Here is a 19407-nt window from a genome sequence, read left to right on the forward strand (position 1 = left end):
GCATGAGTCAGTGACTCCTTTCATCCGAAGACCAGATTGTCAGGGGAAACCGCACTAACTATTAGACGTTGTCAGACACCGAAGGATGCGTCAAAAGGCACGAATCAGCTGGTTTTTAGACAAGCTCCACTTCCCATTTTCCAATGCGGGTCAAGGACAGCCACCCCATTCCGGGAAGCTTCGGGACACCCGACGCGGCTGCGCCGCGAGGTTGAGGTCAAGGTTGAGGTCGAGGCGTCTGCGCCGCAGCTTCAAGCCGCAAGCATCAAGCCAGCGCAAGCACAAGCTCAAGCCGACTGACGGCTCCCTGCCACTCGATCCCTCTATCCCTCGATCTCTCGACCCCTCGTCCTGACTCCCGCCGACTTGACATGACCTGTGTTCTGAGTATCCTACTCCCGATGGATGTCGGGTTCACCCTGGCCTTGACGGCAACGGTGCATGTGGGACCTACCCCTTCACTCCGGGGTTCGCGACTCGCCAGCCCGAGTCCGAACACACCTCATACTGCTGATCGGCGCCCTGCCAGTTAGGCGGATGTGAAGGGAGACACTCAGGCCTGCACTCCTGCAGGCGGCACCCAGCCTCACATCATCATTCCCCACAGCCCCGCGGACCGCGGTTTCGCGAGCCGGCTGACCGTAGCGTTGCGCCAGGATCGAATCACCCCATGGATCGACGTCGTGGATATGTCTGCCGGTGTGTTCCTCGTCGAGTGGATAGCGAACGCGGTTCGGCCCGTCGACTGCGTCATTCCGGTCATCTCTACCGCCTCGGTCTGGTCGAACTGGGTCCAGCAGGAACTTAAGGCGGTCATTACGGGGAGCCTCGGCGGGCGCCGCACCATGGTGCTGCCGGCGAGGATTGACGACTCCGGGTGGCCCGACTGCATCGCGTGTCGTCCGCACCTGGACTTCGTCCGCAAGGGATGGGATTCGGGCTACGAGGAACTGCTGGTCACTGTCCAGTTGAGCATCGGTGGCCCGCGCCCCCCGCGGGGCGAACGTACGGGGAACCAGGGGGACTCAGGGACGGCCGACTACTGAGGTAGCTTCGGGACATCGCGCTGCCGAGGGCAGCTAACCATCCCGTTCTGGATTCCAGACTACAGGTTGGACGCGGCGAAGCCGCGAGGCTGATAGTCAGGAAGGCAGCAGGTAATAGTCCGGCTTTCAGCCAATCCCCGGTCCCCGAACCGTTCGGCCTTGACACGCCGCCAGCGCTGGCTGATACTCTTTGCAGGACCGAGACACAAAAGGAGAGAAAGATGCGCAAAGCACTGGTAGTGGCTCTGATGTTCGTGTTCGCGGCGACATGCTTTGTTGCCTGCCAGAAGCCGGAGTTCGAGACCGACGAGGATGCGGTGCGGGCACTGGTGAAGGGGGACCCCGCCCACTTCACGTCCGGCACTGCCGGCGACTCGACCGAGAACGCTCAACTGTCCGAAGACACAACCATGGGCAAATGGTGGCGCGGTCCGCAGACCCACGATTCCGCAGCGACAATCGATGTACAGGTCCAGGGCGATACGGCCCGGGTCGGCTGGCATCAGCACAACTACGGTGAGGTATTCCATTGGATCATGACCAGCGATACGACGGCGGCCAAATGGACGAAGCCGCTGCAGGAGGCGGTGCAGATCAACGGGATCTTCAGGCGTGAGGGCAGTGATACAGCCGCATACCGGGGCTGGAAGCTGAACAAGATCTCCCTGGCGTACGGCCAGTCCGAGACCACGAGCACGGTGCGGATTGACTCTCTGAAGATCCACAGCTCGCTGCGCGACATCCTGATTGTCGACCCGCTTGCTGCCTATTACCACGTTGACAGCCTGGTAGCATTCACTCCCGGCGAGCAGTTGGATATCACCCTCTACACTAACGCGACCGAAGGGTATGCCTGGCTCCATGCCTTCTGGGGCTCGGCGTTCGTAAGGGTGCCGTTCGATAACCAGGGAGGCGGTGTATTCACGGGCACCTGGCACGCGCAGATGATTCCGGGCTTCAGGTTCGCTATCTTCGACCTGATGACCAGGAACACGCTGATGGACCGGGTTGCGCCCTACGACTACAACGGCTGGCTGTTGCCGTACAAGATACAGACCGCACGATAGCCTCAAGCACAGTGACCCAGGCGGGAGGAGCCCGACGGCTCCTCCCGCTTGCGCCATGCACACACAGGTCCGTAGCCGGTACCGGTCAGTGGTCGCGAATGGTCGGCTCTCAGTTCCAAAGTCAGGGCCACCCAACAGTATCCGCCGCTGGCCGGCTGGTTGCCGTTGTCCGGCGGCAGATCGTGATGGACCGCGAGCCGGGGCCGGAACGAGGCCCAGGCACTTGCCGGGCCGGACTGCGTCGTGCGCTGACGTCCGCCAGCCGACTCTTCTTGACTCCCCATTCCAATAGGTGACAATACTAGCGTGAGTCTGACGGTCCGCCGGTTTCTCTTCACCATCGGCTACGTCGCGGTCGCACTGATTGCAGTTGCCGCCGTGGGCTTCCTCAGACACCAGGGGCAGTTCTTCCAACTGCCCGAGACCATGCTGGAATACGCGCTGTTCGGATTCATGGGAGCTCTCATCTATGCCTCGGTGCAGCTGCAGGGGCCGGCCCACGCTGTTGCCGTGATCGTATTCTGGATGCTCTTCCGCACGGCCCTGAAGGGTGACCTGCTCGCGTTTGCCGGCCCGGCCACCTATGCCCTGCCGGTCGGCTTTTCTCTCATGGCGGCGGCCTACGTGCAGAAATCACTTACCCGCTTCAAGTTCGGCCGCTTCGTCATCATGGGGGCGATAGTCGGTGTCGGCTACGGGCTGTACAGGCTATAGCACCTGATCGTTGGGGAGGGCGGACTTCAGGCCATCGGGTATCAGGCGCTTCTGGGCCTGGAACTGGGCGCGGCGGTCGGCTTGGGGTTTGAAGTGATCGACCTGTTCGGGCCACCACCCGAATACGAGTAAGACCGCCGCATCGACCGGCCTTCTGGACCCGTGGTCCGGCTGGTCGCCTCGGACTCCTTTCCCCATCTTGCATGTCTCTGCCAAAAGAGAAGCGATGCAGGTAGACGAAGCTGACCAGCAGAAACCGGGCGGATATCTGGCCCTCGGCGTAGGCCTGGGAATTGATTTCGGTGCGGGAACCGGGACGCCTTGGGCGTAGCCACAGGCGAGATCGCGCTCTGGCTAACGTTGGGAGCAAGCTGCGGCATGGGCTTCGGGGTCGCCATCGGACTGGCTCTGGGCCGTCGTCGCTGAATCAACTCGGCGGACAGGGCGAGACAATGGACGATTCCCGCGGTGCTCATGCCGCCTCTTCCACCAGCGCAGAACGTCAGCCGCGTAGGCTTATACCATCCTGGGTGCCGGCTGCCCGCAGGCCCGGACAGAATTGCGGACTGAACCTGTGCCCTGACAGCAACCGGGACTGCGTTTGCATAGACGCAAGGAGCACTACGCGGCCTTGACTGCCGGTTCTTGCAGGGCTATTATACCTTTCTGTGGTTGAGACGCATCGGATGAACTACCTGCAGACCGAGAGACCGATGGCCGGCCGTAACGACACCGCTGCACATAGAGGTCAGCTTGCCTGACGAAACGCCGATTAACGACTGCTACGAGACCCTGGGAGTGCCGCGTGACGCCACCGACTCCGAGATACGCGCCGCCTACATCAAGCTCGTCAAGCTATCCCACCCCGACCGGCTGGGAACATCTCCCGACCCGTCGGCGTGGAAGGCATCGAACGACCGGCTTGCTCACTTCAACGAGGCCTTCTTCATCCTGGGCGATCCGGTCAGACGCAAGCAATACGACGAGGGTCACACGCCGACGTCGGAGTCCGGCGCCTCTCCCGAGACGGAGCAGACCCCCCAGGAGAGGTTGTTCATGATCGTAACCGGGGGCTCGATACCGGATCGGAACGTGGTCATCAAAGCCCTGCTCAACGACAAAGTCATCGCCAGCTACCACTCATACATTACCACGTGCATATTCTGCACCTCCAGACTCACCGCAACCGACATATCGAACTGCATCGTGAAGCACTTCGGCTCGAAGGGCAACCCGGTATTCCTTGTGACTGAGGCCTGCGGCGAAATCAAGGGCCGTCTATCGATGGGCGCGTGGGAGTTCATAAAGAAGAGCACCCCGGCATCCACCCGCGGCGGGAAGTAGCGCGGGAACGCGGTGAAGAACGCCGAATGACGGCCTAGGTCCGAGTCTCAACCGGTTCCGGGTTCTCTCCTCTCCAGCCTGCCGACGCCCAATAGAGAACCGGAATAGAAGTTCACCACCCAGACGTAAAGCAGAAGAACGATCGATCGCGGAAAAACGCAGACACAGCTCCGAACCGAGGACGGCAATCGGGATTTGACGGCGTGCATCAGGGCAGCCTCGCTCCGGTGTTTCTGTCTGCTTGAGGCCTTGTTGGTCACACGTCGGATTCCGGGTTTCATTGCCGGGTTGCCTGACAGCGCTTCTTTGCTAGGATGAAGTCATGAACCCGCTCATCTTCAGAGAATATGACATCCGCGGCATCGCGGAAACCGAGCTACCCGACGACGAAGTGCATCGGCTCGGACAGGCCTTCGGCACCTACGCACTTGAGCACGGCGCGACTTTCTGCCCCGTCGGCCGCGATGTCCGGTTGTCGGGCCCGCGCATCCAGAAGGCCCTTGTCGACGGCCTGCTCTCAACCGGGCTCGACGTCACCGACATCGGGGTCGTGCCAACCCCGGTCTTCTACTTCTCGCAGTTCTTCCTCGATTCACGCGCCGGGATAATGGTGACCGCCAGTCACAACCCGCCGCCATATAACGGATTCAAGGTGGGCCTGGCGAAAACCACCATCCACGGCGAGGAGATCCAGCTCCTGCGCCGGCTGATGGAATCAGGCAGGTTCAGGCAGGGCAAGGGCACGCTCGGCTCGAAGGATGTCGTCCCGGCCTATATCGAGATGGTCCGGTCAAAAGTGTCCATCTCCAGGCCGCTGCGTGTGGGCTTCGATCCTGGCAACGGCTGCGCCGGTGTCCTGATCGAGCGTCTCTTCTCCGGCACCAGGATCGAACCAGAATACATCAACCTGCAACCGGACGGCAACTTCCCGGCCCACGTGCCCGACCCGACCGTACCGAAGTACATGAAGCAGCTCGCCGACCTGGTGCTGGCCGGAGGATTCGACTGCGGCATCGGGTATGACGGTGACTCCGACCGCATCGGTGCCATCGATGACAAGGGCAAGTCGGTGTACGGCGACCGGCTGCTCGGCATCTGCGCCGCTGAGGTCATCAAGAAACACCCGGGCGCGAAGATAGTCTTCGAGGTGAAATGCTCGCAGGCGCTGGTCGAGTACCTCGAACGGATCGGCGGCACACCGCTGATGTGGAAGACCGGCCATTCCCTGATCAAGGCGAAGATGAAAGAGGAGGGAGCCCTGCTGGCCGGCGAGATGTCGGGCCACATGTTCTTTGCCGACGACTACTACGGATATGACGACGCCCTGTTCGCGTCCCTCCGTCTGCTCAGCATCATCGCCTCCACCGGCCGGAAGCTATCCGACCTCGCCGCGGAAATGCCCTCGTACCCGACCACGCCGGAGCTGCGGGCGTCGTGCCCGGAGGAACTGAAGTTCAGAATCGTGGGCGAGGTGCGCGACTACTTCCGCGGGAAGTACCCGGTCATAGACATCGACGGCGCCCGGGTGGTGTTCCCTGACGGGTGGGGACTGATCCGCGCATCGAACACGCAGGCCGTCCTGGTCCTCCGCTTCGAAGCCAAGACCAAGGAACGGCTGGCCGAGATCCAGAAGCTCTTCTACGATCAGTTGGCCAAGTACCCGCAGGTGAAGCTACCGGAGTAGGATAGCAGCAAGCCCAAGTACCAGTGACAAAGCAGGTCCGAAGGACGGATTCCCAAGTCGGACTGAGAAACGAACGCCCCGAAGACCCGCCTCTGCAGCTCTCTCACTTGCCTGGTCCTTTGTCCCCGGTACTTCGCCCTCTTCCATGAGCTGGATCAAGAGGCGCGTGGCTCGATTGGTCCACAAGACCATCGGCTCAAACCGGCTGATCTCAGACGGCGAGAGAGTCGTGGTCGGAATCTCGGGCGGCGTGGACAGCCTCTGCCTGCTTCATCTGCTGGAGTCCCTGAACCGGGCGGGCAGACGCGGCTGGGACCTGCGCGCGGTCCACGTTCACCCCGGGTTTGAAAACTGGAACTCGGCGCGGGTCGTGAAGGCCTGCCGGGCCATCGGCGTGGAGTGCGAGGTGTTGCGAACCGATCTGCAGGCGGACGGGCAGCGTCACGGTGAGGACTCGTGTTACACCTGCTCGCGGGAACGGCGCCGGGCGCTCTTCTCATACTGCGACAAGGCAGGCAGCAGAAAGCTCGCGCTCGCGCACAACCTCGACGACGTGAACGAGACCTTCTTGATGAACCTGCTCTACACATCCTCTGCCAGAACCATCCTGCCGGCCCAGCCTCTCTTTGACGGCAAGCTCGTGATTCTTCGCCCGCTCTACTATGTGGACAAGACGCTGGTACGGCGGTACCTGAAAGACGCTGACCTGCGGCCGGTTCGCAACGCGTGCCCGTACGAATGCTCGAGTTCTCGCCGGGTGGTTCGCCGGTTTCTGGAAAGGCTCTATGCCGAGGACCCGCGCATCCGGACCAACCTCTTTGCCGGCCTGCACAACCTCAAGCCTGACTATCTCCCCGCGCCCAAGCACCACGTCCGCGGTTCATCATAGCCGGTCCTGCGCGGACACAAAAGAGAAGGCGGCCACCAAGGCCGCCTCATAGCCCCATGCGGATTTGAACCGCAGTCTCTTGGCTGAGAACCAAATGTCCTAGACCAGACTAGACGATGGGGCCTCGCCGCAGAATACTAGTCCGTAGCAGGCGTCAGTCAAGCAACGCCCACAGCCCCAGCAACGGTTGCGGAAAGAGCTGACTAGGCCGTCTGGGTGCCGGCCGCGCGCTTGCCCTGCTTCTTGCGCACGTGCTGTCCCTTGTACCGGATGCCCTTGCCACGATAGACGTCGGGCGGCTTGGTGCCGTGAATGACGGCGGCCAACTGACCGACGACATGTCGGTCTGATCCGCGTACCACTATCTCGAACATCTGCAGCTTGGTGTCGTCTGGATCAGGCACTTGGCTGACATCCATCGTCACACCTGCAGGCGCGCTGAAGTCGACCGGATGCGAGAAACCGCAGGAAACCTGAACGCCTTCCTTCGTCTTTTGCGCCTTGTATCCCATGCCGCGCAGTTCCAGCACCTTCTGATAGCCCTGCGTCACCCCCACGAAGGCATTGCCGATGTGGGCCCGCAGAGAGCCAACATGGACCCGAGGCACGGACGGCTCACAGTCCACCACCACCTGGCCGTCGGCGACCTTCACCGTGAGGCCCGGGAGAACGTTCACCACCAAAGCCCCCAGCTTGCCTTTGACGGCTACCTGGCCAGGCTGGACCTTCACTTCCACACCCGCCGGAATCGCCAGTGATCGATACGACTTGGCCATAGCTACCAGACCTTGCAGATTGGCTCTCCGCCGACACGCTTGCGGCGCGCGTCGCGGTCAGTCATCACTCCCCGCGACGTCGTTAGAACCGCGACGCCCAGACCGCCAATGACCTTGGGAATCTGGTCGACCCCGACATGCAGCCGGCGGCTCTGACGGGATATCATCTCGATGCCACGAATCACCGACGCACCATCCTCGTCGTACTTCAAGCTGATTATGATGCGCTTGTGGTGACCCTCGCCCTCAACCTGGAAATTGCTGATGAAGCCTTCCTCCAGAAGCACGCGGGCAAGCTCGTACTTCATACGCGCGTACGGTGCGGAAACTTCCCTCTGCCGGATGCGGAAGCCGTTCCGGATGCGGGTCAAGAAATCAGCAAACGCGTCCAAAACCCCTCCTCACCAGGTCGCCTTGCGCAAACCCGGTATCTCGCCTCGCAGAGCGAGGTCGCGGAAGCAAAGTCGGCAGAGCATGAATTCGCGGTAGACCGCACGGGAGCGGAAGCAGCGCTGACACCGATTGTGCTTTCGCACCTTGAACTTCGGCTCTTGTCCTGACTTGACGATCCAGCAGCGGCGCGCCATCTCTACTTACCCTTGGCGAACGGCAGCCCGAGTTCGGCGAGCAAGGCCCGGGCCTCGTCGTCATGCTTGGCGGAAGTATGGAAAGTAATGTTCATGCCAAATATCTTCTTCACCTTGGAGACTTCCAGCTCCGGGAATATCGCCTGCTCCTGTAGTCCCATACTGTAGCCTCCCCGCCCGTCGAATGAGTCCGGCTTGAACCCATGGAAGTCACGGATCCGGGGTGAGGCGAAGTTGAACAGGCGGTCTATGAACTCAAACATCCGGTCTCCCCGGAGCGTCACCTTCACGCCCAGCGGCATACCTGAACGGATCTTGTACGTTGAGAGGTCGCGCTTCGCCACGGTGCGACAGGGCCTCTGGCCGGTAATTACGCCGATATCCTCACTGATCAGGTCAAGCACCTTCCCGTCGGCGACGGCATCCTTGGTCGTCGTATTGACCACGACCTTCAGCAGACGCGGAACCTGGTGTCGGTTCTTGTAGCCGAAACGCACCGTCATCGCCGGCACGACGCGCTTCAGGTAGTCCTGCTTTAGCCTGGGTGTCATACGTCAATAATCTCTTCGCACTTCCGGCAGATGCGCACACGCCGACCCTCATGTGGCTCCCGTCGCACCTTGGTCCGCTTGCCGCACTTGGGACACAGAAGCGCGACATTGGAAGCATCCAAAGCGTTGGGCAGGTCGACAATCCCGCCCGGCTTGCCCGCGCCGCGGGCACGCTGGTGCTTCTTGGAGAGGTTGAGACCCTCAACAAAGATGCGGTACCGGCAGCTGTCCTTGTCCATTTTCAGGCGCAGGACCTTGCCTCGACGACCCCGCTCTTCACCGGCAAGGACCTCAACCAAATCGCCTTTGCGCAGGTGCATATCAAACCACCTCTGCAGCCAGCGAGACAATCTTCGTGTACTTCCGCTCTCGCAATTCGCGCGCCACGGGTCCGAAAACGCGCGTACCCTTCGGCTCGCCCTTCTCATCAACCAGCACGCATGCGTTGTCGTCAAAGCGCACGTAGGTTCCGTCCGGGCGTCTGTGCTCCTTGCGGCAGCGCACGACGATAGCCTTGGACTTCTCCCCGGCTTTGACCGTACCGTTCGGCAGAGCGTCCTTGACCGTAACCATCACCGTGTCGCCCAGCCAGCCGAACCTGCGCCGCGAACCACCGTAGACCCTGATCACCATCGCCAGCCGGGCTCCGGAATTGTCAGTCACCACGAGTCGGCTGAAATCCTGAATCATAGCTTCTTCACCACCCGCCAGCGCTTCATTCTGGACATCGGCCTGGTCTCGATGAGCTCAACGCGATCACCCTCTTTGCACTCGGCACGTTCGTCATGCGCGTATAGCTTTGTCCGCTTGCGAATATACTTCTTATACTTGGGATGCAGCTCCAGACGCTGTACGGTAACGACAACCGTCTTCTGCATCTTGGCCGACGCCACTTTGCCTACGACTTTACGCCGATTCTCAAGCATTCTTCTTCTCCGCGGACTCCGTTTCCATTTCCTTGGCGCGCAAAACAGTCAGGCAACGGGCAACATCTCGTCTCAGCAACCGCAGCCGGAGCGGATTCGGCAGCTGCTCGGCAGACCGGCGCAGCCTGAGCTTGAACTGCTCATCACGCAGCTCGGCCAGCTTTCGTCGAATCTCATCCTGCGTCATCTCGCGCAACTCAGAAGCCTTCATAACTCATCTCTCCACGAATCACTACCCGGGTGCGGCACGGCATCTTGCTGCCGGCCTGACGCAGGGCCACGTTGGATTCGGCCTGGGTTAGACCTCCCAGCTCGAACATCACGGTACCCGGTTTCACCACCGCTACCCAGAACTCCGGCGTTCCCTTGCCTTTTCCCATTCGGGATTCGGCGGCCTTCTTGGACACCGGCTTGTCTGGAAAGATCCTTATCCACATCTTGCCGGCTCGCTTGAGCGACTTGGAAAGGCATATCCTCGCGGCTTCTATCTGGCGTGCCGTAATCCAGCATGGCTCCAGTGCCATCAATCCCTGATCACCGAAGTCGACGCGGTTCGCACGCGTGGCCTTTCCGCTCATCCGACCCCGCATCGCGCGGCGGTACTTCACTCGCTTCGGCATCAACATGCTCTATGCCCTCTCACCTACACCTGCGTCGCCTTTGTAGATCCAGACCTTGACGCCCACGGTACCGGCAATAGTCTTGGCAACGTCGGTAGCATAGTCGATGTCGGCTTTCAGTGTATGCAGGGGTACGCGGCCTTCGCGATACCACTCCGTCCGGGCGATCTCGTGCCCACCGAGGCGACCTGCCACCATCACCTTGATGCCCGGGGCGCCAAGCCGCATCGCCTGGGTCACGGCCCGCTTCATAGCCCGGCGATGCGCGACTCGCTGCTCAAGTTGCCTCGCCACGTTCTGGGCGACCAATTTGGATTCAAGTTCCGGCACCCGCACGACCTCGACCATGATCTGCACATCTCGCCCGATCAGTGCCTTAAGTTCCTCACGCAACCCGTCCAGTGCCTGACGGCGCGTACCAAACACCATCCCCGGCCGCGCCGTGAAAACGGTCACTGTGGTCCTGTTGGCCACTCGCTTGATCAGGACATCGGAAATCATGGCATCGGCAAGCTTCGTCTCGATGTAGCGGCGTACCTTCAGGTCCTCGTGCAGGTATGCGCTGTAGCCCCGCTTCGAGAACCAGGATGACTTCCAGTCCTTGCTTATCCCGAGCCGGAACCCGATCGGGTGCGTCTTCTGTCCCATCTAGACTCTTACTCCCTTTTTGGTAGCGACCCGGACCCGGACGTGGACCGTCGGCTTTCGAATCGGCGTTGCCATACCGCGCGGACCGGGCTGCCAGCGTCTGGGCTTGAGAATCGGCCCCTGGTCCACACGCACCTCAGCAACGACCAGGTCCTCTTCCTTCAGCTTCGCCTTGCCTGCCTTCACGATGGCATTGGCAACGGCCGAGCGCAACGTCTTCATGATTGGTGCCTTGGAAGGCTTGACCAGGAATGTCATCGTACGCAGCGCAGTCGGCACGTCCCGGCCGCGAATCAAGTCTGCGACCAGCGCCAGCTTCTTGGCTGACCCAGGCTGGAATCGACCGATGGCTGTGGCCTCTATCATCGCGGTTGCCTAGCTCTTCTTCTCTTCGGCCTTTTCCTTGCGCACGCCCGAATGCTGCCGGAACGTCCGCGTCGGAGAGAACTCACCAAGTCGGTGTCCCACCATCCTCTCGGTCACGTACACCGGCAGAAACTGTCGGCCGTTGTGAACCGCGATCGTGTGGCCGACGAACTCGGGAGGAATAACGCTCCGGCGGGCATAGGTCTTGACCGTCCTCTTCTCGCCAGCCTCAACTTGCTGGCGCACACGGCGGAAGAGCTTCTGATCGATGTACGGGCCCTTCTTGATTGAACGCCCCACTATCTCTTTCTCCTCTGGACGATCATACGGCTCGACTTCTTCTTTCGGTTGCGGGTCTTGTAGCCCTTGGCCGGAATCCCGCGTTCGGAGCAGGGATGTCGGCCGCCAGAGCTCTTTCCCTCACCACCGCCCATAGGGTGGTCAATCGGGTTCATGGCGACGGCTCGCGACACCGGTCTGATGCCCATATGACGAGACCGGCCGGCCTTGCCGATGGAAATGTCCTTGTGCTCAGGACAAGACAGCCTCCCCACGGTCGCCATGCAGGCAAGATGGAACCGCCGGATCTCTCCGGACGGCAGCTTGATGACTGCCATGTCTTCCTCTTTGTTCAGCAACTGGGCAGCCGTTCCCGCCGAACGCACCAGGAACGAACGACTGCGCGGGTAGAGTTGCAGGTTGTGAATCTCGACCCCGACCGGCACTTCCGAGAGCGGCATCGCGTTGCCATCGCGGATCGGCAGGCCGCTGCCCGAACCAACGGTGTCCCCCACCTTCATTCCTTGGGAGCAGAGAATGTAGCGATACTCACCGTCAGCGTAGCAGACCAGTGCGATTCTGGGAGTTCGATTGGGGTCATACTCGACTGAAACGACCTTGCCCGGAATCCCGGTCTTGTCGCGAAGAAAGTCTATAACCCGGTACTGCTGCTTCTCGCCTCCGCCTATCCACTTGTTCGTCTTCCGGCCGGTGTTGTTCCTGCCGCCAGACTTGGGTAGCGGTCTCAGCAGTGATGCGTGTGGCTTCTGGCGGGTGATGTCGTCGAACGTATCCACCATGTAGTAGCGCCGAGAAGGTGTCATCGGGCGGTAGGTCTTGATGCCCATCTAGCGCTCCAGACTCTCGATTCGCTCCCCCTGCTTGAGAGTCACCACCGCCTTCTTCCAGTCCGAACGGCGGCCCGCGAACCTACCCATGCGCCGCATCTTGCCCAGGTAGTTCATTACCCGAACCTCGCGCACGTGGACCTTGAAAAGCCGCTCAACCGCATCACGAATCTCAATCTTGTTGGCGGTTGGTGACACCTTGAACGTGTACCGCGACTGCTCAGCCTTGAGCCGCTCCGCCTTCTCTGTTACCACGTGGCTCAAGACTACTCGGGTAGGCTCAGTCATATCGCCCTCGTCTCAAGCTGCTTCAGGGCCGACTCGGTGAGTACAATCCGCTCATGTGAGACAACGTCATATGTGTTTACCAGCCGCGCGGTTGTTACGGTCAAGCCCGGCAGATTCCTACTGGCGCGTTTCAGGGTCTCGGAAGCTGCGCCAGTAAGCAGCAGCACCTTGCCGTTGAGATTCAGTCCCTTGAGCACTTTGACCATCTCACTCGTCTTGGGCTGAGGCAGTTCGAAATCCTCTACTACCGTGACCGCCTCCTCGCCCTTCCTCGCGCTCAGAGCCAGCGCCAGCGCCTGACGTCGGAGTTTCTTGGGCAGCTCGTAGTAGTAGTCTCGAGGCCTGGCACCCCAGGCAATACCACCGCCAACGAATTGCGGCGAGCGTCTCGATCCCTGGCGCGCATGGCCAGTATGCTTCTGGCGGTGCGGCTTCTTGCCGGTGCCGGAGACTTCGGCCCGGGTCTTGGTGCAGGCGTTGCCCTGACGCTGGTTCGCCAGATAGCACTTGACCGACTCCCACACCAGGCCCTTCTTGCCCTTCTGGTCAAACAACGCGGCCGGCAACTCGACTTGCCCCTTCACCGCGCCGGTTATCGTCAGCAGATCCACGGTCTACGCCCTCTTCCTGATCAGAACCAGACTCCCTCGGAAGCCGGGTATCGCACCGTTCACGTACAACACGCCCTTCTCGCGATCGAGCTTGACGATTGACAAGTTCCGGATTGTGACCTGTTCGACACCGTAGTGACCTGCCCCTGTCCGCCCCTTCAGCGGGCGTCCCGGGGTCGTACCCGAACCAAGCGAACCGATTCTGCGACTGAACATCGAGCCGTGCGAGGCCGGGCCGCCGTGCCAACCCCAGCGCTTCATTCCCCCGGTGAACCCCCGTCCCCGAGTGATGCCGGTCACGTGCACCCGGTCGCCCAGGGCAAACACGTCCACGCCCAGCTTCTGACCGACATGGTAGTCGGCAATCTTGTCAACCAGTATCTCCTGCAGGGATCTGGCTGGCGGCACTCCTGCTTTCTTGTAGAAGCCAAGCAGCGACTTCTTAGACTTGCGCTTCGACACCGCTCCGAAGCCGATCTGAAGCGCCTCGTAGCCGTTCAGCTCCTGCGTGCGCTTTCCGACGACAACGCACTCGCCGACCTTCACCTCGGTCGCCGGCACAACTACGCCCCTCTCATCGTAGAGCTGGGCCATGATGCCTTTCTGACCGATGAGTGCTTTCATGCCGACTTGATCTCCACCTCTACCCCCGCCGGCACTTCCAGCTTCATCAAGGCATCGACCATTTCTGCCGTAGCGTTGGATATCTCTATCAGACGCTTGTGCACTCGCAGTTCAAATTGCTCGCGGGACTTCTTATCAACGTGAGGCGACCGAAGCACGGTGAACAACGTACGCTTGGTCGGAAGCGGCACTGGTCCGGAAACCTGGGCTCCGGTGCGCTTCGCGACGTCCACGATGTCCTTGGCGCTCTGGTCAAGGATACGGTGGTCGTACGCCTTCAGCTTGATGCGTATCTTCTTTGCACTTCTTATCAAACTCATATCGTTCTCACGCGACGAAACAAAGTCGTCGAGTCTAGCTCGTCTGCCTTTCCGCTTCAGCCGGTTGTAAAAGGGGCCTTTAACTTGGCCCGGTCGCCATCCTAGCGAAAGCTGCACAATATAGCCAAATAGCGCTACTTGTCAACACTTGAATTGCTGCTTTCTACCGATTCCCGCTCTCCCCACTCTGCCACCACCTTGCGTCACCATCTCCCTGCTTGCCTTCGATCGCCCCGGGTGTAGACAGACACCCGGCCGGCGTCCGCCGACTCATGGCCCCTGCCCGTGTGTCTGCTCATACGAGGCCCTGATCTGGGGATTGCCCGGGTCAAGCCGATAGGCGCGTCGGAACATCGACGCGGCCGAGTCTGCAATCCCGGCCTGTTGATAGACCCGGCCCAGATTGTACACGGCGCCGGCATCATCCGGCTTCAGCTGGATGGCGCGGCGAAAAGCGTGTACTGCGCCGGCACCGTCACCTCGCTTGTAGCGGACGATGGCGAGGTTGTTCCAGGCCAGGGCGTAGTTGGGCCGGAGGCCTATCGTCCTCAGATAGAGAGACTCTGCTTCTGCCAGTTCGCCCCTGGATTGCAGCAGTGCGCCGAGGTTGGAGTACGCGAGTGCCATGCTCGGATCCAACTCAATCGCCCTCCGGTACTCGGCGATTGCTCCGTCGACGTCCGCGCGCCGGCGCAGATCATGGGCACGATTGAAGTGGCCTGCCGGGTACAGTGGCGCCTCCTGTATCATCCTGCTGAACAGGGTGTTGCCGTCCTGCCAGACCCTCATGCGCTGAGGCAGAGCAATCAGCGCGAGCAGCGCGCAATACGCGAGCGTGATGACGACCGCTCCGGACCGAGCCCCACGATGACCCCTTGTCCCTTCGCGGCCTGCGTACAGCGCGAGCAACACGAACCCGATACCCGGGACATACAAGAGCCTGCCGACCGGACCGAACCCGGCGAACCCCGCGAAGGGCAGCAGCATCACTAGCCCCCAGAACCAGAAAAGAAGAGCTTCGCGTGACTGGCGCATCCGTCGCAGCACTAGCGGCAACGCCATGTACAAGAAACTGACGACGACAAACCAAGAGAGCCGGCCGGAACCTGCCGTGGACCAGACAAACACCCCCTGCCCCCAGGGCCACACCGACCTCAACAGCAGTCGTCCGAAGTTGTCCAGCGACAGCACCAGCCACGCCCCGCCGCTGCTTCCGACCCCGGTACCAACCGCGTTTCCCAGTACGGCGTAGCGAGCGGCAACATAGGCCACAAAGAGAAAGCACACGCCAGCTAGAGCAATCCAGTCTGTGCGACGCGCTCGCCTCAGCCCGGGACCTAGCACCCAGACTCCGGCAACCACGGCGAACATGACAGCAGTTTCTTTGGAGAGCACCCCGACGGCAAACCCGGCCCATATCATCGCGACGGCGGCCCAGTCGTGCCGCTTCTGCAATCGCAGAAGACCGAGGAGAGCGACCAGCAACCCGGCGCCTGCCAGCAGATCGGTACGACCGCTGACATAGGCAACGCTGTCCGCTGCGAACGGGTGTACCGCGCCCACCATGCCGGCAACCAGTACCGCCTGGACAGAACCGAACAACTGCCAGACCACGACGCAGGCCAGGCACACCAGGACCGCGTGCAATAGCACGTTCACCATGTGGAAGTACCAAGCTCGGTGCCCGGCGATCAACTCATCCACCCCCAGGCTGAAGTTCACCAGCGGGCGATAGTACGGATCGTCTCCCAGCACTCCGGCTCCGCCGCCATACCAGAAAGAACGGGCAAAGGACTGGAGCGGCGACGACTGGTTCTGCACCACTATGCCGAGGTCATCCCAGACCAGCTGGTACTTCAGGGTGGGAATGTAGACGAGCACCGCGACGAGCGCGCACAGAACCACAGCGTAGACGGGGTGTCTGAGGCCCATCCGAACCTGGCGCGCGAAGTCCGTCACGAGATTGGACCGGCCGGACTACTCGCCGGAATCCCTCGGAACCTTGAACGCGACGAGTTCGGCCAGTTTCAGCACCTCGCGCTTCTCGCCGCTCTTGCCTGTCCAGTAGGCGCGGTTTTCCCATCTGACCGCGCCAACGTTCGGGGCCAGCCACTGCTTCATGCTCCAGCCCGTGCGGGTGCTCTTCACGGCAATTACATAGCAGTCCGGATAGGTGCCGGCTCGAACCCTCACCGTTTCCATCGCTGTGACTTCCATGACCTCACCCTGCGCCTTGGTATCGTACCACTTCAGTCCCTTCACGAGCGGCAATGCCAGGTAGAGGATCTCGACCGGAGGCTTGTCCTCGCCGGACGGCATGAGCTGGACCACGCCGTCGTCGCTCTTACGGAAGAACGTGTAGGATGAGGACCCCGTGTCCCGCGGTGACTCCACGACCCAGCACCTGCCGACCCCGGGCACGTCCCTAAGGCCATGAACTCTCTCAACAATCCTCACCTCGGTCGTCTCGGTCGTGTCGGTACCTTCGATCATCCGGGTGTACACCCTCATCGCCCGTTGCTGCCCGACCCGAAGTGGAAAATAGTCCACGGGAACCTGCCGGTCACACGCCAGCAGCAAGGCAATACCGAATGCGACGGCCGTCAGGTTCTTCGTCACTGCGTCTCAAGCCTAGACCGAACTGTGCTCCTGTCAAGCACAGCGACTACTCCGACCTGGCCGGTCTATCCAGACACGCGTGTTCCGAGCCAAAGCAATTCTGGCGCCTCTGGCGTGCTCTTGCCTGTTCAATTCCCGACAGGTCATCGACTAGCCACCGGGCTCCTGCTGGCGCGCAGACCTGCAGATCTGCCACCGGAGGAGGGACCAAGGCGCTCTCCTGCCGCACCCCCCAACGGACCGGCTGTTTGGGAGGCAGCTCGGCAAGCTGTCCGGAAAGCAGTTCGGAGGAATACTATCACGGCCATAATGAGGACATCGACACCGTCGTCTGGGAAAACGGCGCCGACTTCTCGCCCGACTTCCTGTACGAAGTCGGCCTGCCGCATTCTGAAGCGAACCGCACCGCCGACAAGTAGCAGCACATCCGGACTTGCCGCGCTGACACGCGCCGCGTAGCCGCCGAACGTCCAGTCGGATCCAGCAGCAATGGAGCGTGAGATGGTCTGTGGGCGGGGCCGAGGCTCTCGCGTCACAGCAGGTCACGTCTAACCCAAGCTCTGTCAATAGATTAGACAAACGCAGAGGAGCCGGGCGAATCGTCGCACTCGCCCGCGATAGTTGACTCAGTGCACTCACGGGCTATAATCCGAAAGATGGCTAGTCAAGTGCCTCCGGAAGTGCTCGAGCTGATTGCAGCCGCGGCCCGTGATACCGGCGTGGAAGTCTATCACGCCGAAATCAGCGGCCGTGAGTTGCGCGTGCAGGTAGAGAGCCAGTCCGGCGCGTCGGTCCGGGCCTGCTCCGAGTTCTCGCACGCGCTCTCGACGCGGCTCGACGCCGCCGACTTCCAGCGCCGCCAGTACACGCTCGAGGTCTCGACGCCGGGCATCGAGCGCCGGCTGTATCAGCCGCAGGACTATGCTAAAGCCCTGAACCAGCACGTCAAGGTGCTGGCGCGTGACGGCTGGGTCGAGGGAGTGGTCGAGGCGGCCGGGCCGAGCGGAATTACCATCAAAGTCCGAACGCCGAACGCCGAGCGCCGAACTTCGGACAGCGAACTCACGCGAGAGATCGCCTTCAGCGAGATACGCGAGGCACACATAAGAGTCCCGGACTGCGAGCTCTTCGCGTCCCGCGCAGGACGGGGTCACGGATCCAGAGAATCCCGGAATCAGGAGCTGCACTCGAATCCTCGAATCCTGGACCCCCTGAACCCTGTCGAGAGGAACCAATGAACAAGGAAATTGCCAACCTTATCGTCCAGATTGCTCGGATACGCAACGTTGATGTCACCTACGTCTGCGAAACCCTGCGCGCCAGCATCGTCGCGGGCCTGCGCCGGCGCTATGGTCCGGACACCGAAGCCGACGCCGAAATCACTGCCGAGACCGGCGACATCCGCGTCTTCCTCGCCAAGAATGTGGTCGAACGCGTCGCCAGCACCGCCCGCGAAATCTCGGTCGGCGACGCCCAGGCGATAAGCGCGTCGGCCCAGGCTGGCGACATGATGCGGGTCGAGGTACCACTCGACGAGTTGGGCCGGATCGCCATCCGCAAGGCTTCGGACGAACTGGTGCTGAAGTTGCGCGAGGCCGAACGCACCAAGCTCTACGACGAGTTCTGCAAGAAGAAGGGCGAAATCGTCACCGGCACCATCCAGAAGATCGGCCGCGACGAGATCATCATCAACCTCGGCTTGATTGAGGCGGCGCTCCCCAACCACGAGCAGCTCAAGGCGGACCACTATCGCCAGGGACTACCGATCAAGGCCTACGTCAACCGGGTTGAGAAGACGCCCATCGGCCCGCGCGTCTATCTTTCGCGCACCCATCCTGAGTTTCTGCGGAAGCTGCTGGCCCGCGAGGTGCCGGAAATCCGCGAGGCGGTCGTGGAGATCAAGGGCATCGCCCGTTCACCGGGCTTCCGTTCCAAGGTCGCGGTCACGTCACTCGACGAAAAAGTCGACCCGGTCGGCGCCTGCGTCGGGTACCGCAAGTCGCGCATCGAGAACATAATCAAGGAGCTCTCGGGCGAGAAGGTAGACATCGTCCAGTGGAGCAAGGACCAGCAGGTCTTCATCTCCAGGGCGCTGGGTCCGGCCAAAGTCGCCCTCGTACTCAAGGAAGGAGACACCCACATTGTCGTGGTCCCTGACGCCGAGTTCTCGATTGCCATCGGGAAGAAGGGCCAGAACGTCTGGCTCGCCAGCCTGCTCTGTGGCGTGAAGATCGAGGTTTTGAAAGAGACCGACTACCGCAACCGTATCATTATGAGCAAGGCCGGCGCGATTCCGCTGGCCAAGCTCGCACTCGAAGAAGCGCTCATGGCGAAGTTGACCGGCGCCGGACTCGGCAGCGCGTTCGACCTTTTGAACGCCACGCCTGAGGACCTCGCCCGCATCACCGAGCTTGCTCCCGAGGCCGTCGAGCCGCTTAAGCAGCAGGCGCGTGACGCGGTCTGGCGCGTGCACGAGGGCAAGCCGGTATTCACTCCGCCGCCGCAGCCCGCGACGCCGGCATCTGCCCCGTCGCCTGAAACGCCGGCAGCAACGGCTCCGGAGTCCGGCCCGTCGCCGACTCCGACGCCTGAGGCCTGAC

General features: G+C 61.5%; 28 protein-coding genes, 1 tRNA gene and 1 pseudogene. 9 read left to right on the forward strand and 21 right to left on the reverse strand.

Going from position 1 to position 19407, the window contains the following annotated elements; genetic code table 11:
- Positions 1 to 539: 539 nt before the first annotated feature.
- From FJY68_07340 to FJY68_07350, 3 genes are all read left to right on the forward strand, one after another.
- Entirely contained in the window at positions 540 to 1046 is a 507-nt protein-coding gene (locus FJY68_07340; GenBank protein ID MBM3331648.1) for a toll/interleukin-1 receptor domain-containing protein, read from the forward strand.
- A 221-nt stretch (positions 1047 to 1267) separates the two neighbouring features.
- Positions 1268 to 2113 carry a hypothetical protein gene (locus tag FJY68_07345; protein ID MBM3331649.1) on the forward strand — a complete coding sequence of 282 codons (846 nt, stop codon included), beginning with the start codon at positions 1268 to 1270 and terminating at the stop codon, positions 2111 to 2113.
- Between the two features lie 306 nt (positions 2114 to 2419).
- Positions 2420 to 2827 carry a hypothetical protein gene (locus tag FJY68_07350; GenBank protein ID MBM3331650.1) on the forward strand — a complete coding sequence of 136 codons (408 nt, stop codon included), beginning with the start codon at positions 2420 to 2422 and terminating at the stop codon, positions 2825 to 2827.
- Here the strand turns inward: FJY68_07350 and FJY68_07355 are convergent.
- Complete coding sequence (locus FJY68_07355; protein MBM3331651.1) at positions 2822 to 3025, reverse strand: hypothetical protein; 204 nt, start codon at positions 3023 to 3025, stop codon at positions 2822 to 2824. The two genes, FJY68_07350 and FJY68_07355, sit on opposite strands and share 6 nt — an antisense overlap.
- 28 nt (positions 3026 to 3053) lie before the next feature.
- Here FJY68_07355 and FJY68_07360 point away from each other — a divergent pair.
- From FJY68_07360 to FJY68_07375, 4 genes and pseudogenes are all read left to right on the forward strand, one after another.
- Positions 3054 to 3253 (forward strand): annotated as a pseudogene (locus FJY68_07360) (hypothetical protein).
- A gap of 309 nt (positions 3254 to 3562) precedes the next feature.
- Complete coding sequence (locus tag FJY68_07365) at positions 3563 to 4171, forward strand: J domain-containing protein (protein MBM3331652.1); 609 nt, start codon at positions 3563 to 3565, stop codon at positions 4169 to 4171.
- Between the two features lie 322 nt (positions 4172 to 4493).
- A complete protein-coding gene (locus tag FJY68_07370) occupies positions 4494 to 5855 on the forward strand; it encodes a phosphomannomutase/phosphoglucomutase (protein ID MBM3331653.1) in 1362 nt (453 codons plus the stop codon).
- Between the two features lie 145 nt (positions 5856 to 6000).
- Positions 6001 to 6744, forward strand: a complete 744-nt coding sequence (locus tag FJY68_07375; GenBank protein ID MBM3331654.1) for a hypothetical protein — start codon at positions 6001 to 6003, stop codon at positions 6742 to 6744.
- Positions 6745 to 6793: 49 nt separating this feature from the next.
- Here FJY68_07375 and FJY68_07380 read toward each other — a convergent pair.
- From FJY68_07380 to FJY68_07475, 20 genes are all read right to left on the reverse strand, one after another.
- Positions 6794 to 6868 (reverse strand) — tRNA-Glu (locus FJY68_07380).
- Positions 6869 to 6947: 79 nt separating this feature from the next.
- Complete coding sequence (gene rplF / locus FJY68_07385) at positions 6948 to 7520, reverse strand: 50S ribosomal protein L6 (GenBank protein MBM3331655.1); 573 nt, start codon at positions 7518 to 7520, stop codon at positions 6948 to 6950.
- Between the two features lie 2 nt (positions 7521 to 7522).
- Positions 7523 to 7912 (reverse strand): 30S ribosomal protein S8, encoded by a 390-nt coding sequence (rpsH, locus tag FJY68_07390; protein ID MBM3331656.1) that lies wholly within the window; start codon positions 7910 to 7912, stop codon positions 7523 to 7525.
- Between the two features lie 9 nt (positions 7913 to 7921).
- Complete coding sequence (locus FJY68_07395; protein MBM3331657.1) at positions 7922 to 8107, reverse strand: type Z 30S ribosomal protein S14; 186 nt, start codon at positions 8105 to 8107, stop codon at positions 7922 to 7924.
- 2 nt (positions 8108 to 8109) lie between these two features.
- On the reverse strand, positions 8110 to 8658 hold the full coding sequence (gene rplE, locus FJY68_07400; GenBank protein ID MBM3331658.1) for a 50S ribosomal protein L5: 549 nt from the start codon (positions 8656 to 8658) through the stop codon (positions 8110 to 8112).
- Positions 8655 to 8978: a 50S ribosomal protein L24 gene (gene rplX / locus FJY68_07405; GenBank protein MBM3331659.1), complete on the reverse strand. Its 324-nt coding sequence runs from the start codon at positions 8976 to 8978 to the stop codon at positions 8655 to 8657. The genes rplE and rplX overlap by 4 nt, the downstream gene beginning before the upstream one ends.
- Before the next feature lies 1 nt (position 8979).
- Positions 8980 to 9348 (reverse strand): 50S ribosomal protein L14, encoded by a 369-nt coding sequence (gene rplN / locus FJY68_07410; GenBank protein ID MBM3331660.1) that lies wholly within the window; start codon positions 9346 to 9348, stop codon positions 8980 to 8982.
- A complete protein-coding gene (gene rpsQ / locus FJY68_07415) occupies positions 9345 to 9584 on the reverse strand; it encodes a 30S ribosomal protein S17 (GenBank protein ID MBM3331661.1) in 240 nt (79 codons plus the stop codon). The genes rplN and rpsQ overlap by 4 nt, the downstream gene beginning before the upstream one ends.
- The gene (locus FJY68_07420; protein ID MBM3331662.1) at positions 9577 to 9795 is read right to left on the reverse strand and encodes a 50S ribosomal protein L29; all 219 of its coding nucleotides are present in this window, start codon (positions 9793 to 9795) and stop codon (positions 9577 to 9579) included. The genes rpsQ and FJY68_07420 overlap by 8 nt, the downstream gene beginning before the upstream one ends.
- On the reverse strand, positions 9782 to 10210 hold the full coding sequence (gene rplP / locus FJY68_07425; protein MBM3331663.1) for a 50S ribosomal protein L16: 429 nt from the start codon (positions 10208 to 10210) through the stop codon (positions 9782 to 9784). The genes FJY68_07420 and rplP overlap by 14 nt, the downstream gene beginning before the upstream one ends.
- A 3-nt stretch (positions 10211 to 10213) precedes the next feature.
- Positions 10214 to 10852, reverse strand: a complete 639-nt coding sequence (gene rpsC, locus FJY68_07430; GenBank protein ID MBM3331664.1) for a 30S ribosomal protein S3 — start codon at positions 10850 to 10852, stop codon at positions 10214 to 10216.
- Positions 10853 to 11218 (reverse strand): 50S ribosomal protein L22, encoded by a 366-nt coding sequence (locus FJY68_07435; protein ID MBM3331665.1) that lies wholly within the window; start codon positions 11216 to 11218, stop codon positions 10853 to 10855. It lies immediately after the preceding gene.
- A 9-nt stretch (positions 11219 to 11227) separates the two neighbouring features.
- Positions 11228 to 11518, reverse strand: a complete 291-nt coding sequence (rpsS, locus tag FJY68_07440) for a 30S ribosomal protein S19 (GenBank protein ID MBM3331666.1) — start codon at positions 11516 to 11518, stop codon at positions 11228 to 11230.
- A complete protein-coding gene (rplB, locus tag FJY68_07445) occupies positions 11518 to 12345 on the reverse strand; it encodes a 50S ribosomal protein L2 (GenBank protein MBM3331667.1) in 828 nt (275 codons plus the stop codon). Before rplB ends, rpsS begins: the two co-directional genes overlap by 1 nt.
- Entirely contained in the window at positions 12346 to 12633 is a 288-nt protein-coding gene (locus FJY68_07450) for a 50S ribosomal protein L23 (GenBank protein MBM3331668.1), read from the reverse strand.
- Entirely contained in the window at positions 12630 to 13244 is a 615-nt protein-coding gene (gene rplD / locus FJY68_07455) for a 50S ribosomal protein L4 (protein ID MBM3331669.1), read from the reverse strand. The genes FJY68_07450 and rplD overlap by 4 nt, the downstream gene beginning before the upstream one ends.
- A gap of 3 nt (positions 13245 to 13247) precedes the next feature.
- Entirely contained in the window at positions 13248 to 13868 is a 621-nt protein-coding gene (locus FJY68_07460; protein ID MBM3331670.1) for a 50S ribosomal protein L3, read from the reverse strand.
- On the reverse strand, positions 13865 to 14188 hold the full coding sequence (rpsJ, locus tag FJY68_07465) for a 30S ribosomal protein S10 (protein MBM3331671.1): 324 nt from the start codon (positions 14186 to 14188) through the stop codon (positions 13865 to 13867). The genes FJY68_07460 and rpsJ overlap by 4 nt, the downstream gene beginning before the upstream one ends.
- Before the next feature lie 270 nt (positions 14189 to 14458).
- Positions 14459 to 16120 carry a tetratricopeptide repeat protein gene (locus FJY68_07470; GenBank protein ID MBM3331672.1) on the reverse strand — a complete coding sequence of 554 codons (1662 nt, stop codon included), beginning with the start codon at positions 16118 to 16120 and terminating at the stop codon, positions 14459 to 14461.
- Positions 16121 to 16165: 45 nt separating this feature from the next.
- The gene (locus FJY68_07475; protein ID MBM3331673.1) at positions 16166 to 16807 is read right to left on the reverse strand and encodes a hypothetical protein; all 642 of its coding nucleotides are present in this window, start codon (positions 16805 to 16807) and stop codon (positions 16166 to 16168) included.
- A gap of 656 nt (positions 16808 to 17463) precedes the next feature.
- On the opposite strand from FJY68_07475, the gene FJY68_07480 reads away from it, so the two are divergent.
- Together FJY68_07480 and nusA are read left to right on the forward strand one after the other, a co-directional pair.
- Entirely contained in the window at positions 17464 to 18045 is a 582-nt protein-coding gene (locus FJY68_07480) for a hypothetical protein (GenBank protein ID MBM3331674.1), read from the forward strand.
- On the forward strand, positions 18042 to 19406 hold the full coding sequence (gene nusA / locus FJY68_07485) for a transcription termination factor NusA (GenBank protein MBM3331675.1): 1365 nt from the start codon (positions 18042 to 18044) through the stop codon (positions 19404 to 19406). Before FJY68_07480 ends, nusA begins: the two co-directional genes overlap by 4 nt.
- Position 19407 lies beyond the last annotated feature (1 nt).

Source organism: candidate division WOR-3 bacterium, assembly GCA_016867815.1.
Taxonomy (GTDB): Bacteria; Hydrothermota; Tepidihabitantia; order Tepidihabitantales; family Tepidihabitantaceae; genus UBA2258.